The organism is Campylobacter sp. 2352 PW (assembly GCF_024723575.1).
Classification (GTDB): Bacteria; Campylobacterota; Campylobacteria; order Campylobacterales; family Campylobacteraceae; genus Campylobacter_D.
The window spans coordinates 101,728-115,882 of record NZ_JANQCX010000004.1 but is presented as its reverse complement, the minus strand read 5'-3'; the positions used below and the strand labels follow the sequence as shown (position 1 = coordinate 115,882).

Below are 14,155 nucleotides of genomic sequence, written 5' to 3'. Positions count from 1 at the left end.
TTTGCTTTAATTTATGAAAATAGCATAGATTAAAGGAAGAATCGATGAGAATATTATTTTTAAGCTTGGTGCTAAGTCTAAGCGTTTTTGCAGCTACTATTAAAGAACTTACCAATGTAGTAGGTGTTAGAGATAACCAACTTATAGGATATGGTTTGGTTGTTGGTTTAAATGGAAGCGGAGATGGTACAAGTAGCGAATTTACTCTACAATCTATTTCAAATATGCTTCAGGGTATGAATGTAAAAGTTAGCCCAGGTGATATAAAATCAAAAAATACAGCAGCAGTAATGGTTACAGCAAAACTTCCTGCTTTTGCAAGAAGTGGGGATAAGCTTGATGTAAGCGTAGCTTCTTTAGGTGATGCCAAATCTTTACAAGGTGGAACCTTACTTATGACAGCTCTAAAAGGGGTTGATGGAGAAATTTATGCAGTAGCTCAAGGCTCTTTAGCTATAGGTGGACTTAGCCCAAGACCAGGTGCAGCAGGAACACACTCAACCTCAGCAAATGTTATTAATGGTGCAGTCGTAGAAAGAGAAATTCCACAAAACTTTAGCCAAAGTGAAGATTTGATTTTAAGTTTAAAAGAAGCAGATTTTAAAACGGCTAACAATATAGAAAGAGTTTTAAATACTATTTTTGATACAGATATAGCAAAAGCTTTAGATTCTAGAACTATAAAATTAACAAAACCTGAAGAATTTTCTCATGTTGAATTTATGGCAAGAGTATTAGAACAAGATATAGCTTATACTCCAGAAAGTAAAGTGATCATCGATGAAAGAACAGGAACTATAGTAGCGGGAGTAAATATAGAAGTTGAACCTATATTAATTACTCATAAAGATATCACTATAAAAATAGATCCAAACAATACCGTAGCTTTAGGACAAAATGAAATCGATATGAAAGATGGTGGTATTTTAGATCCAGTATCTAATACTTTAAAAATCACAAACAATAAAACAACAGTAGCAAACATAGCTAGAATGCTAAATAAACTTGGAGCAGCGCCAAATGATATCATAGCTATTATGCAAAATTTAAAAAGAGCTGGTGCAATTAGTGCTGAATTAGAGGTGATATGATGAGAGTTGATAATTATTTAGCGAGCAAAAACTATAGTAGCGAACTTTATGAAAGTATTACTAAACACAACAATAGCTACAAGGCTGCTAAAAACTATGCAGATAGTGCTTTTAAAAATGATTTAACTCATATACAAGCATTAAATGATGAAGATAAAGCTTTAAAAGAACAAACTGATGCTTTTGAAGCTTTTTTAATCAAAAGTGTTTTGGATATTTCTTTAAAACAAGAAAATTCTTTATTTGGAAAAGATGCAAGTGATGAAATTTATTCATCTATGTATAATGATACTATGAGTAAAGCATTAAGCGGGGGGTTAGGTTTTTCAAAATTATTATTTGATTATTTAAAAGAAAGGGGTTAAGTTATTTTTTTAAGTGTCGATATAGTTCTTAGAGTTTTTCAATAGAACTGGAGGCTTAAAATGATAAACCCTATACATCAAAGTTATGTAGCTCAGGTTGCTACTAATGATATAAATAAAACAGAAAACAAAGAAAACAACAAGGCAAAAGAAACTCAAAAGGCAGAAGAAAGTAAAGCATCTTTAATTGCTTCTCAAATTAAAAATGGCGAGTATAAAATCAATCTACAAGCCACTTCTAAAGCAATAGCAGATTCTTTATTATAATTTTTATCCTTTTTTGGGTTGGTGCCTAAGAAAGGATAAAAAATGGTTAAACAATATTTAGATGAAACAAATTCTATTTTAGAAAAACTCATCAATCTTACTTTAGAAGATATAGCACAAATTCAAGCTGCTAATCATAAACATGTAAGTAAAAGTGTTGAAGATAAAACTAAACTTGTAAATGACTTCCAAATTGCTAAAAAAAATCTTGACAAGGCTTTGGTAGAACTTAGTAACCAAGGAAACAATAAAGGCTTAGATGAGCTTTTGGATGACGAAGATAAAGAAAAACTTGCTCTTTTAAAGCAAAATTTAAACACCTTACACCAAAAAAATAAAGAATATGCCAAACTAGCTCTTATTATTAAAAATTTTTACGACAATCTTTTAAATGCAATGTTTGAACAAAATGGAACAAATAATGCTTATGGAGACAATAAAACAATTCCAGATTCATTATTTAAGATTAATGTTTAAAGGCTAAGTCATGGGAATTTTTGATAGCTTATATACCGGAGTTAGTGGCATAAGAGCTGCTGAGCTTCAAATTAACACAACAGGCAATAATATTGCCAATGCAGACGCAGTATTTTACACAAGACAAAGAGCTGTGCAAAGCTCAGGTATGTCTCTTGATAGAGGTGGTTTACACTTAGGAACAGGTACACAAATTGATACCATAAAACGATTGCACGATGAGCACTCTTATTATGAGTTAAAAAATGCCACTACTCAACAAAATTATACAAATTATTTAGGACAAATTTTACAAGAAGCAAGCCAAAGATTTCCTGATATGCAAGGAACTGGTATTTTACAAGATTATAAAAATTATTATGATGCATGGAATAATTTTGCTTCTAATCCAAGTGATGGAGCAAGTAAAATAGATCTTGTTAATAGCGCAAATACATTAACTCAAAACATACAAAAAACCCTACAAGATCTTAGCAAAATGCAACAAACTGTCAACGAGCAAATCAGACAAACTGTAGATGAGATCAATAATATTGGTCAAGAAATTGCAAATATCAACAAACAACTTGAAAACGAAGAAGTTTTACCAACTGATAATGCTAATCAATTAAGAGATAGAAGAGATGAACTTGAACTTAGACTTTCAAAATTAGTTGATGCAGTAGCCTGGAAAGGAAAAAGCTCTCAAGATAGTACCCTAGAATCTACTATGACTGATTCTGGAAGATATTATGATTTAAGTATTCAAGGTTTTAGCATAGTCAATGGCTCTAGCTTTCATCCTTTAAAATTAGATGATAATAATCCTAATGGATTTTATCAAATTTATTATGAAGTAAATGATGAAAACCGCTATGATTTAACTAGTAAAATTTCAGGTGGACAACTTGGAGCTCAGCTTGACCTTAGAGGTAGAAACTATGATGGCAATCACGATACTTACAGCGATGGAAAATTGCAAGAGTATAAAGATATGCTCAATACCTTTACAAAAACACTTATAACTCAAACTAATAATGTCTATGCTCAAGCAGCAACTGATAAAGTAAATTCGGATGATTTAAAAGGTTTAAAACCTGATACTTCTTTAATGAGTTATGATAAAAATATCCAAGCAGGAAGCTTTGACATCACAATTTATGATGAAAAAGGTAATGCAGTAGCTACTAGAACTATAAAAATTGATGTTAATACCACCATAGAAGATGTTGTTAAGCAAATCAATGCGGATATTGATGATAACAAAGATGGTGTTAGTGGTAATGATTTAAATGATTATTTTCAAGCCTTTTATCATTATGATGGACAAAGTGATAGTGGAAATTTCCAAATCAATGGCTTAAAAAAGGGTTATAAAATAGCTTTTAAAGACAATGGTACAAATTTCCCAGGGGCTTTAAATGTATCTTCATTTTTTAATGGTCAAGATGCAAGCAATATCAATGTAAATTCAAGCATTAGAAATGATCCAAATAGCTTAAAAGCAAGCTCAAATGGAGTTGATGGAAACAATGATGTAGCCAATGCTATGTTGCAACTTCAAAATCAAAAAGTAAATTTTTATAATAAAGATGGTACAGTTGATACTATGTCTTTAGATGGATATTATAGAAAATTTACAGGTCAAATTGCTTCAGATGCTGAAAGCAATGGTTTTGCGCATGCAACTAATATGACGGTATTTAATACAGCCTATGCAGAATATCAATCAAAAAGTGGCGTAAATACTAACGAAGAATTAGCAGCGCTTATACAATATCAAGCAAGTTATGGCGCTGCAGCTAAAATCGTAACTACTGTTGATCAAATGCTTGAAACCTTACTTGGTTTAAAATCTTAATGCAAATTAAAGCTCTTTTAGATGAGGCTATTTTAAGCAAAAATACTCAAAAAGAGCTTTTCTCTTATCCTGATCCTTTACAAATTGCAAGTGTTTATAAAGATGAAAATATAGCCTTGCTTTGCGCTTTATTTGCCTATGGAAATGCTAAAAATATTGTAAATTTTTTAAAAAAACTTGATTTTTCTTTATTTGAAAGAAATGATGAGATTATTAAAAAAGAATGCAAAGATCTAAAATACCGCTTTCAAAACTCTCAAGACATAGCTCAAATTTTTATCACACTTAAACGCTTAAAAAATGAAGATAGTATAGAAAATATTTTCACTAAAACTTATCAAAAAGAGCAAAACATCACACATGCAATAAAAGCTTTTATAGAAACAATTTATAAGCTTAATCCTTATAAAAGCTATGGCTATGAGTTTTTCTTTTCAAAAGAATTTAAAACTCCAAAAGGTCCTTTAAAAAGATACAATATGTATCTTAGGTGGATGGTAAGAAAAGATGAGCTTGATTTGGGTTTGTTTAAAAATATCGATAAAAAAGATTTACTTATACCCTTAGATACCCATACTCATAAAGTTTCATTAAAACTTAAGCTTTTAAAGCGTAAGATTTATGATTTTAAAAGTGTTTTAGAGCTTACTCAAAGTCTTAAAAAATTTGATCCACAAGATCCTATAAAATATGATTTTGCTCTATATAGAATCGGACAAAACAAGGAAAGCTTATGGAGCTTGAATTAACTTATTATGTGATTTTATTTTTTGTTGCTGCTTTTGCAGGCTGTGTTGATGCGATTGTAGGTGGTGGTGGACTTATTACTATACCTGCTTTATTTGCTTGCGGGATCCCTCCTCATTTAGCCCTAGCTACCAATAAACTTCAAAGCACTTTTGGCTCACTTACTGCGGTTTTATCTTATAGAAAACATATGAACATAGAAAAAATTGCTTTAGGTATTTTATTTACCGCAATTGGAGCTGTTATTGGTACTTATGCAGTTTTACTAATAGATCAAAACGCTGTTAAAATCATTGTGCTAATATGCCTAGCTTCAGTTTTTCTTTATACTATTTTTAAACCTAATTTAGGAAATGTTCATAATGAAGCAAAAATGAGCGCCACAAGCTTTCAAGTCACTTTTGGTTTATTGCTTGGCTTTTATGATGGCTTTTTAGGGCCTGGAACTGGGTCTTTTTGGATTTTTGCTTGTGTAATATTTCTTGGTTTTAGTATGAAAAATGCAAGCATTAATACTAAAATCTTAAATTTCACTAGCAATGTAGTGGCTTTAGGAGTGTTTTTATACTCTTATGAAGTACTTTGGAAAGTTGGTATTTTAATGGGTATAGGCCAAGTCTTAGGTGCCTTTGTAGGCTCAAAACTAGTCTTAAAAACACAAGGAACTTTTATCAAAAAACTCTTTTTAACTATGGTTGCTTTAACTATAGCTAAGGTTGCTTATGATTATCTTGTTTAAATTCCTTGACTAATTTGCCACATAGGTAAAAATACACCCAAGGCTAAAACTAAAATCAAACTCGCCATAAAAATTGTCATCAAAGGCTCTAAGACACTTAAAAGTCTTTGAGTGTAATTTTCTTTTTTATGTTCATAAAATAAAGCAAGCTCATAAGTACTCTCATCTAGTTTAGAACTTTTTAAAGCTAAATTTAACATTCTTATCGCAAAAGATTCAAAAAGCTTTATTTTGAAAAAAGCTTGATCTAAATCAAGTCCTGATTCAAATGAAGTCTTTATAATAAACATTTTGTTTTTAAAAAATTGATTTTCTATACCTTCACAAGCAAGCTCAAAAGCTCTTTTTATATCCACCCCTGCTTTCAATAAATAAGAAAAAATCAAGAAAAAATAAAATTTATCTTGATAAAATATTATCTTTCCAAAAATGGGAGAATAAAAAAGAATTTTATGAAAAAACAAAGACTTTCTAAAAGAGTAAGCAAGCATTATAAAAAATCCTATACCTAATAAAATAAATACATAAAAATGTTTAAAAAAATCTCCTAAAACAAAAAGAATTTGAGTGATTTTTGGCAAATCTAGTTCAAGTTGCAAAAATAAAGTTTTAAATTCAGGCAAAACCAAAATCATCAGTACAAAAAAAGCTAAAATAATACATGTAAAAACAAAAAGTGGATAAGTTATAGACTTTTTAAACTGCTTAAAACTATGAAGGTTTTTCTCTTTTAGATTAATGATAATCTCAAAAGCCTTATATAAATCCTCCTTACCGTCACAAATTTTTAAAACAGCACATTCTCTAGAATTTAAAACACCTCTAAAAGCTTCATTATAAGAGCTTCCATTTTTGAGTTTATTATAAATCACACTAAATATTTTAGCTATATGCACATCATGATTTGATCTTGCAAATTCTAAAATAGCTTCTTGTAAGCTTAATCCTGCTTTTAAAATCATACTTAAATCTTTAAGGATAAAAATAAGCTCTTCTTCTTTAATTTTATGTTTTATTGTCCCAAAGTATTCTTCAACACTAATTATATTTTCAAATGATTTTTGTGCAAGATTTCTGGCTTCATATAGATTTTTGGCTTTAATTACACATTGCTTTTGCTCTTGTTTTAAGATATAAGAAATAATAAATTTTTTCAAAAACCAATCTTTCTTAGCTCATCTACACTTGTTAAACCAAGCTTAACTTTTTCCAAAGCATCCATACCTAAAGTTAAAAAGCCTTTTTTTAAAGCATATGTTAAAATATTTTCATAATTTGCATTATTTTCTATCATACTTTTTAAATTATGGTCTAAATATAAAAACTCAGCCACCATTAAGCGCCCTTTATATCCACTATACATACACTTAACACAACCCTTTGCCTTATAAAATTTTCCTTCAAAAACTTGATTTTGAAAATGAAATTTTTCATCGCTAGCTACTTTACATTCACATAATTTTCTTACCAAACGTTGGGCTATGATCAAATTAAGCGCATAAGTTATTAAATACTCTTTTGCACCCATGTGTTTCATTCTAAAAATAGCTTCTATAGCACCATTAGTATGCAAGGTGCTTAAAACTAAATGTCCACTTAAAGAAGCTTTTAAAACTATATCCAAACTCTCCTCATCTCTGATTTCACCCACCATAATCACATCAGGATCTTGCCTTAAAACCGCTCTTAAAGCTTTGTGAAAATCAAAACCAGTTTTAGAATTTAACAAAATTTGCTGAGCATGTTTAAGTTTATATTCTATAGGATCTTCTAGAGTAATGATTTTTTTATTTTGATCAAGCTCGTTTAAAATAGCATGCATAAAAGTGCTTTTACCACTCCCCGTTGGCCCGCAAAATAAAATCAAACCATAAGGTGCGTTCATGTATTTTTTCAAATAGATTAAATTTTCTTCTTTAATAAAAAGTCTATCAAGTTTTAAAACATGCTCATCTTGTTTTAAAATCCTAACCACCACACTTTGCCCAAATAACAAAGGCATAATTGAAATTCTAAAGTCATACTTTTGCTCTAAGATTATCTTAGAAAAACTCCCATCTTGAGCTTGTCTTTGTTCGGCTACATTAAGCAAGGCAATGATTTTTATATGCATTAATAAAGCCTGATAAGAATCCACATCAAGACTATGGATATATTTTAATTCTCCATCTATTCTAAATCTTATCAAAACTTCATTTTCCAAAGGCTCCAAGTGAATATCACTTGCTCTTAAAAAACAAGCATAAGTTAAAATTAAATTCAAAAACTGCTCTAATAAAAACTCATCTTTATTTTCATCACTTTTTAAATTAAGCTCTAATTTATCAAGATAGTTTTGAAAGCAAATTAAAAATTTAATCCTTTCTAGCAAGAATTTAAATTGTGTAACATCGCAAAGAAAAATTTTAATAACCTTTAAGCGGTATAAATTTTGTATTTTTTCTAAAATACTCTCATCTAAAGGTTTTAAAGAAGCTATATGAATATTTTCATCATCTTCATAAAAACAAAAAATATTATATTGTTCTATTAAAGAAAAAGGCAAAACATGAAGATATTTTTCTATTTTAAGAGTTTGATTTAAGTCTAAAATTTCCAATTTATACTCTAAAGCCAATTCTTGCAAAGAAAGTTCATTTAAAGCTTTTATTGTTTTTGCATCATTCAAAATAATTTCCTAAAAGTTTTTCATACTCTTCTTTAGCTCTTAAAGCATCTTCATACTTTCCAAGTTTTAATTTAGCATTGATAAAAACTAACCATGCTTCTTTTTCCAACAACTCAAATTCATTTGCCTCAATAGCCCAAAAAACGGCCTTTTGATAATCTTTTATTTGATAAAAATATTTAGCCAAATTTAAAGCATTTTCATAACTTGGGTGATTAATAAATTTTTCATAGAATACATTTTGCTCAAAACTTGTCGGCGGAAAAATAAAAATACACCTTAGAAAAATAAAAATACACTTTTTGGTGTAATTTTAATTTTCCACAAAGCTTAAACTTAAAATGTAATTATTATATTTCTTTTACTTTATTTTTCCAAAAATCAATAATTTTTTTATCAATTTTAGGATTTATTTCAGCTTCTTTTATTAAATCATTTATACAATCAATTCTTTTTTGCCTAGATTTAATGGTTTTTAGTTTCTTAGCGTCTTCATAATACTTAATACATTGATTTTCAAAAAGACTTACATCATAATTATCTTTTAAAAACTGAATGATACCAGCAATTAAACCATAAGCTTTAGGATGTCTTTCTTGTATTTTTTGTTCCATTTCTAATGCAAGTTTTCTTCTGCTTTCTGCAACATCTTTATTTTTTGATTTTAAAGCTATATCAACGCTTTCTTCTGCGATTTGAATAAATCTTAACACTTCTACATATTCATCTTGATCGTTTAAAAGCAAATTATGTAAAAATTTGCCTCGTTCATCTATAGAAAAGTTTTTATATTCTTCATATATTTCTTTATAAGAGTCTTCTATTTTTACTAAGTCTTTTTGCTCTTTTTTCTTTGCAAATTCCTCATTTATTGTTTGTGTTTTTTGTCTATATTCTTCATCAATTTTTTTACATTTTTGCTTATACTTATCCCAATCTTCTTTACTTTCTTGCTTGTATTTACACCATTCAAGTTTAAGATCACTCCAAGTTTCTTTCAGTGATTTATCTGGCATTCCTTTTATTCTTCTATATAAATAATTACATAAAAGAATAATAAAAATAATTATTAATATTAATAATACAACATTCATTTTAAATCCTTAAACTATATAATAGAACGCAGAACCTTGCCTTGTATAATTAACTCAATTTGTGAGTCTTTTAGGTCTATGCTGTAGCTTTTGTAATCCTTATTAACACTAATAATATCCAAAATTTTACTTATTGGATTTAATTGCAAAAGCTTGACCATAAGTTGATTATCAAAATTTAAAATATATAATCCATCTCCTTGATACTCATGTGTTTCTTCAAATACTACCCAGCTATCAGGTAGAAGCATCGGGACCATAGAATATCCATCAACTTTAATAGCTTTTAAATTCTTTGGTGTTGTTTTAAAAAAAGCTTTACTAAGCTCTAGCATTTCACCAGTTTCATATTCTTCTAATCCTATTAATTCATTGCCACCACCAGCAGAAGCTGAAATATTAAGTTTTGGTATAGAGTAAAAAGTGGCACTTTGGTTGCATTTGTTAGTATTATACTCATTTTTATTAGTATTATTTAAAAAATATTCATATGGTAAATTGCTATCTTGAGAAATTTTATAAATATATTTTTCAGGAATTTTACCTCTCTTCTCCCAGCCAGCTATAAAGCTATTTTCTATATTTAGATACTTTGCTAGTTGATTTTTATTTTTAACACCTATTGCTTCGAACATTTTTTGTAGTATATTTGAAACTTCCATAAAATTACAACCTCGATAAAAATACTATTAAAAATTAGTTTTTTTCTTGACTTATACTAACTTTTAATAGTATAATACTTCAATTAAAATTGAAATTTTATCACAATCAAAAATAAACTTCAATTAAAATTGAAGTATTAAAGGAAAAATATGATTAAAGCATATTTTGAAAACAACGCTATTAATGTAAAAGCCTTTGCTAGAACACATAATATCAGTTATGACATTTTACATAGAGTTATTAAAGGCGAAATTACAGGTCAAAGAAATACTAAAGGTAGTACAAAAGTTGTATTTGAAAAACTATTAGAGCTTGGTATTATTAACGAGCTTCCACAAGGTTTAAAGTAAAATGTATTTTTTAGAAACCAAAGAAGCTTCGCAAATTTTTAATGTAAGTGAAGGCGCCTTAAGACTTGCAGTAACTAGAAGATCAAATAAATATGAGTGGTTGAAAGTAGATAATGCTAATGGTGGCAGAGGTGGCAAAAAACTACTATTTAAAATAAGTAAAGAGCAGATTTTAACCGCCTTTAACCAAGAATTAATCACTCATGATACTTTAATTTATGATGAAAAAATGCAAGAAGTTAAATTGAGTGGGATTATAAGTGAAAATAATACAAATTGCATTATTGAAGAGAAAAATTTAAATTTAACAGAGCCAAAAATAGACAATGATTTGGCTGTTTTAAATTTAAAATTTGAAAATTTAAGTGATAAGCTTAAAGAAGATGCGAGAAGCAAAGTAAAACTACTTAAACAAGTGGAAAAATATATTGAAGGTGGTTTAAAACAAAAAAGAGCCTTAGAAATATTAAATATTAAAAAAGATATTTTTATGAAATGGCAACAATCCTTCAAAGCTCATGGCATTCTAGGTCTTATCGACACTCGCGGACTTCACCGCAAAGATAAAACAAAACTTAGCACCTGGATACAAGAGTATGCTTTAAGAGAGTATCGCTCCTTTGCAGCAGGTGGCTTTAATTTCACTGAGCTTTGGTGGAAAATTCACAAAGAGGCAGCACAAAAAGAAAACTATGATTTTATAGGTTTTGATTTAGGAGAGGTAAAACCGCTTTTTAGTGTAAAAACCTTGCAAAACTTTATTAAAAACTACTATAAAGATAAACCATTAGAACATTGTATTATCACTCAGGGCTTAGATAAAGCAAAAAGTAAATTTCTACCTGCACTTGGCAATCAAAGAGAGCTTTATGATATGAAAAATATGTGCTGGCAAATCGATAGCTCTCCAGCTGATTTTATAGTTAGAGATGATGAAACTTTCGAGCCTTTCCGTCCTCATATTTTAAGTGTCGTTGATGTCTTTAGTGGTATGGGAGTAGCTACTTTAGTAAAAAAATCTAATTCATTAAGCTTAATACGCCTTTTATGGAAAGCTATAGATAAGTTTGGTAAGCCTGATATGATTAAAGGGGATAATGGTAAAGATTATCTTTCAAAAGATTTTCAAAGCTTACTTGATGGTCTTAATATAACTTACGATGCAGCTATTGCTTATGCGGGAGAACAAAAGGCTTTAGTTGAAAGAAGATTTGGAATACTTCAACATGCTGGTATTTCTTTATTTCATGGAGCAATAGGATCAAATTTAGCTAAAAGAGAAGCTATTGAGCAAAAAACTCCTAAAAAAGAACGACATGCTAAAGATGAATACGGTTTTACTAAAAAGACTAATCAAAAACTACTTCATACCTTTAATGAGGCTTGTGAATTTTTAGAAGCTGAAGTAATTAAATGGAATATGTCTAAAGTACGTCGTAAAAAAGGCGTTAAAACACCACTTGAACTTTGGAACTCATGTGATAGAGCTATAGTAAAAATATCTTATGAAGAATTTTTATTTAATGCAGGTAATAAGGAACTTAGAGTTGTTGGCAAAAAAGGTATTAACTTTGAAGGTAGAGTTTATAAAAGTGCTTTAATGCCAAGTGTTGGAACAAAGGTTAAATGTGTACAAAATATCGATAATATCAAAGAGCTTTTCATCTATGATATGATGGGAAAATTTATTTGCTTAGCACTTGATGAAAGTATCGCTAAACTTAGCAAAGAAAGCTTTAAAATACTTAAAAAAGGCTATGAAAGCGAAGTTAAAGCCATCAAAGAAGTGCTTAAAAAAGATGAAATTGCGGCCTTTACTAAACTTAATATTAAACAAGACTTACAAGATCTACAAGTTGCTTTTGAAAACTCACTTATAAAAGCTAAAGAAGTACAACAAAAATCACTTGCTAAAGAAAATTTAACAAAACAAAGAAAACTTGAAAAAATTAAAAACGATACCAGCGCTGATGAGCTTATTTTAAACTCTAAAAAAGAAACTACAAATAATGAAAGCGAATTTGACATGGAAGCTTTTATGGATAGAAAATATTTTGCTGGTTAAAAATTGTTTAAAGCTTGATTAATTCAAGTTTTAAAGAGTTTTTAAAATCTAAAAACTTAGCAAAAAAACAAAAGGATGAAAAATGGATTTAGTTGAACAAACAAAGAGATTTTTAAATACACAAAACATCTCTCAAAACAACTTAGCTGATCGCTTAGGTATTAATAAAAGCTATATGGTTGGATACATGAAAGAAGGTAGAGCTTATAAATATGCTACTAAAGTAGAACCATTGCTTGAAAAGTATATAAAAAGCTTCGTAGAAGAAAAGAGCATTAAAGAACTACAAACACCTTTTATAGTTACAAAAGATGTAAAAGCAATTAATGTAACTATAGAAAATGCTATGTGTAATCGTGAAATGGGAGTTATCATAGGCGAAGCAGGAACTGGTAAAAGCCGAGCTATTAAAGAATATGCTAATAAAAATGGCACAAGGGTAGTTTTGTTTGAAGCTACTACTGAAACTAGCAAAAGAATGCTTTTAAGCGGTCTTGAAAATAAACTTAATGTGTGTTTTAAAGGCTCACTTGATGATAAGATTAGAGGCATAGCTAGTGAGTTATCAAGAACTTCAAAAGTTTTAATTATAGATGAGAGCGAACACTTACCTTTTAGAGCACTTGAGTGCTTAAGACGCATATATGATTTTTCAAACACTGCTTTGATTTTAGTAGGAACTAAAAAACTTAAAAACAATCTTACAGGTGTTGGTAGAAATGATTATAACGAATATGGACAGCTTAGCTCTAGAATTGGTGCAAAATGGGAATTAAAAGGACTTTGCTATCAAAACAAAGAGGGCTTAAAAAATGATGATTTAAAAGCGCTTTGTGATTATTTTTCCTTAGTAGATAAAAAAGCAATAGATTTGGTTTTTAATCTAGCTAGAGGTAATTTTAGAAAAAGCGAAAAGCTTTTAAAAAGAGCTAGTGATTTTGCTGATGGTAAAAGTATAGAAATAAAGCATATTGAAGCTGCAGCTGGATATTTACTATTAGGCTAAGAATGAATTTTGAAGAAATAGCTAGGGAATTAAATATCTCAAGAGTTAGAGTTGGACAAATATATAAATCCGCCTTAAAAAAGCTAGCTCATCCAAAAAACAAAGAAAAATGGAGAGAGATTATGGATACCTTAGAAGCTTTAGAAGAGCAAAGAGTAAAAAAAGAAAATTTAATGCAAGGAGAAAGAAAATGAGAAGAATGATTAGAGGCGAAAGAGCTGATTATAGTATTTCTTTATATGAGGTAAAAGGTGCAAGTATTGTTTACAAAGAAAGTGGTGCATTTATAGATATTTTAAAAGGAATCTATCCTGATCATATTGCCTTAAAAATAATCAATCATGAAAAAAGCAAAAAGCTTAACAAAGGTGCTTAATTAAAGCACTTTGATTAAGTTTTTTAAAACTTAAATTTATTAGAAAGGAAAATTCATGGCAATAGTTTATATAGCTTCCCCTTATAAAGCTTTAGCTGTAAGAGAAAGTCAAAGAAAAGCACAAGCTATTAGCATAGCAACGCAAGAATGCTTAAAAATCATGCGTGAATGTGAAGGCTTTACACCTGTTTCACCTATTTTACAATTTAGCTATTTAGATGAAGAAAAACACAGAGAAATAGCTTTAAAAATGGGATTAGAGCTTTTAAAAGCAAGTGATTACATTTATATGAGTACCCATGAAGATGCTAAGTATTCACAAGGTATGCAAGAAGAATTAGCATTAGCTAAAAAGCTTGGCATTAAAGAATTAACATTGGATTTGCCCTTATAAAAAGGGTTTGAGA

The 14,155-nt window shown here is 29.2% G+C and carries 18 protein-coding genes; 13 read left to right on the top strand and 5 right to left on the bottom strand.

Going from position 1 to position 14,155, the window contains the following annotated elements; translation table 11 throughout:
• The first annotated feature begins 44 nt into the window (after positions 1-44).
• Genes CAMP5121_RS03490 through CAMP5121_RS03460 form a run of 7 tightly spaced genes read left to right on the top strand, consistent with a single transcriptional unit; the run spans position 45 to position 5,526 of the window.
• Positions 45-1,091: a flagellar basal body P-ring protein FlgI gene (locus CAMP5121_RS03490; protein WP_039617681.1), complete on the top strand. Its 1,047-nt coding sequence runs from the start codon at positions 45-47 to the stop codon at positions 1,089-1,091.
• Positions 1,091-1,456, top strand: coding sequence for a rod-binding protein (locus CAMP5121_RS03485; protein WP_039617679.1), 366 nt, complete (start codon positions 1,091-1,093; stop codon positions 1,454-1,456). Before CAMP5121_RS03490 ends, CAMP5121_RS03485 begins: the two co-directional genes overlap by 1 nt.
• 60 nt (positions 1,457-1,516) lie before the next feature.
• Complete coding sequence (locus tag CAMP5121_RS03480) at positions 1,517-1,723, top strand: hypothetical protein (RefSeq protein ID WP_012661139.1); 207 nt, start codon at positions 1,517-1,519, stop codon at positions 1,721-1,723.
• Between the two features lie 42 nt (positions 1,724-1,765).
• Positions 1,766-2,200 carry a flagellar protein FlgN gene (locus CAMP5121_RS03475; protein WP_263663826.1) on the top strand — a complete coding sequence of 145 codons (435 nt, stop codon included), beginning with the start codon at positions 1,766-1,768 and terminating at the stop codon, positions 2,198-2,200.
• Positions 2,201-2,210: 10 nt separating this feature from the next.
• Entirely contained in the window at positions 2,211-4,040 is a 1,830-nt protein-coding gene (gene flgK, locus CAMP5121_RS03470; RefSeq protein WP_263682762.1) for a flagellar hook-associated protein FlgK, read from the top strand.
• Positions 4,040-4,789 (top strand): TIGR02757 family protein, encoded by a 750-nt coding sequence (locus CAMP5121_RS03465; protein ID WP_337214794.1) that lies wholly within the window; start codon positions 4,040-4,042, stop codon positions 4,787-4,789. The genes flgK and CAMP5121_RS03465 overlap by 1 nt, the downstream gene beginning before the upstream one ends.
• Positions 4,774-5,526 (top strand): TSUP family transporter, encoded by a 753-nt coding sequence (locus CAMP5121_RS03460; RefSeq protein ID WP_337214793.1) that lies wholly within the window; start codon positions 4,774-4,776, stop codon positions 5,524-5,526. Before CAMP5121_RS03465 ends, CAMP5121_RS03460 begins: the two co-directional genes overlap by 16 nt.
• Here CAMP5121_RS03460 and CAMP5121_RS03455 read toward each other — a convergent pair.
• From CAMP5121_RS03455 to CAMP5121_RS03435, 5 genes are all read right to left on the bottom strand, one after another.
• On the bottom strand, positions 5,523-6,683 hold the full coding sequence (locus CAMP5121_RS03455) for a type II secretion system F family protein (protein ID WP_337214792.1): 1,161 nt from the start codon (positions 6,681-6,683) through the stop codon (positions 5,523-5,525). The genes CAMP5121_RS03460 and CAMP5121_RS03455 overlap by 4 nt on opposite strands.
• Positions 6,680-8,194 carry a GspE/PulE family protein gene (locus CAMP5121_RS03450; RefSeq protein WP_337214791.1) on the bottom strand — a complete coding sequence of 505 codons (1,515 nt, stop codon included), beginning with the start codon at positions 8,192-8,194 and terminating at the stop codon, positions 6,680-6,682. Before CAMP5121_RS03450 ends, CAMP5121_RS03455 begins: the two co-directional genes overlap by 4 nt.
• Positions 8,187-8,381 carry a hypothetical protein gene (locus CAMP5121_RS03445; RefSeq protein WP_337214790.1) on the bottom strand — a complete coding sequence of 65 codons (195 nt, stop codon included), beginning with the start codon at positions 8,379-8,381 and terminating at the stop codon, positions 8,187-8,189. Before CAMP5121_RS03445 ends, CAMP5121_RS03450 begins: the two co-directional genes overlap by 8 nt.
• 163 nt (positions 8,382-8,544) lie before the next feature.
• Complete coding sequence (locus CAMP5121_RS03440; protein WP_257905972.1) at positions 8,545-9,210, bottom strand: hypothetical protein; 666 nt, start codon at positions 9,208-9,210, stop codon at positions 8,545-8,547.
• A gap of 92 nt (positions 9,211-9,302) precedes the next feature.
• The gene (locus CAMP5121_RS03435; protein ID WP_139452529.1) at positions 9,303-9,950 is read right to left on the bottom strand and encodes a LexA family transcriptional regulator; all 648 of its coding nucleotides are present in this window, start codon (positions 9,948-9,950) and stop codon (positions 9,303-9,305) included.
• A gap of 150 nt (positions 9,951-10,100) precedes the next feature.
• On the opposite strand from CAMP5121_RS03435, the gene CAMP5121_RS03430 reads away from it, so the two are divergent.
• From CAMP5121_RS03430 to CAMP5121_RS03405, 6 genes are all read left to right on the top strand, one after another.
• Complete coding sequence (locus CAMP5121_RS03430) at positions 10,101-10,301, top strand: Mu phage-associated protein (RefSeq protein ID WP_039663976.1); 201 nt, start codon at positions 10,101-10,103, stop codon at positions 10,299-10,301.
• A gap of 1 nt (position 10,302) precedes the next feature.
• Positions 10,303-12,366 carry a DDE-type integrase/transposase/recombinase gene (locus tag CAMP5121_RS03425; protein WP_337214789.1) on the top strand — a complete coding sequence of 688 codons (2,064 nt, stop codon included), beginning with the start codon at positions 10,303-10,305 and terminating at the stop codon, positions 12,364-12,366.
• Between the two features lie 82 nt (positions 12,367-12,448).
• On the top strand, positions 12,449-13,372 hold the full coding sequence (locus CAMP5121_RS03420; RefSeq protein WP_257398791.1) for an AAA family ATPase: 924 nt from the start codon (positions 12,449-12,451) through the stop codon (positions 13,370-13,372).
• Positions 13,373-13,374: 2 nt separating this feature from the next.
• Positions 13,375-13,566 carry a sigma factor-like helix-turn-helix DNA-binding protein gene (locus tag CAMP5121_RS03415; RefSeq protein WP_039663969.1) on the top strand — a complete coding sequence of 64 codons (192 nt, stop codon included), beginning with the start codon at positions 13,375-13,377 and terminating at the stop codon, positions 13,564-13,566.
• The gene (locus CAMP5121_RS03410; protein WP_337214788.1) at positions 13,563-13,748 is read left to right on the top strand and encodes a hypothetical protein; all 186 of its coding nucleotides are present in this window, start codon (positions 13,563-13,565) and stop codon (positions 13,746-13,748) included. Before CAMP5121_RS03415 ends, CAMP5121_RS03410 begins: the two co-directional genes overlap by 4 nt.
• A gap of 55 nt (positions 13,749-13,803) precedes the next feature.
• Positions 13,804-14,142 carry a DUF7768 domain-containing protein gene (locus CAMP5121_RS03405; protein WP_147555818.1) on the top strand — a complete coding sequence of 113 codons (339 nt, stop codon included), beginning with the start codon at positions 13,804-13,806 and terminating at the stop codon, positions 14,140-14,142.
• The last annotated feature ends 13 nt before the right edge of the window (positions 14,143-14,155 follow it).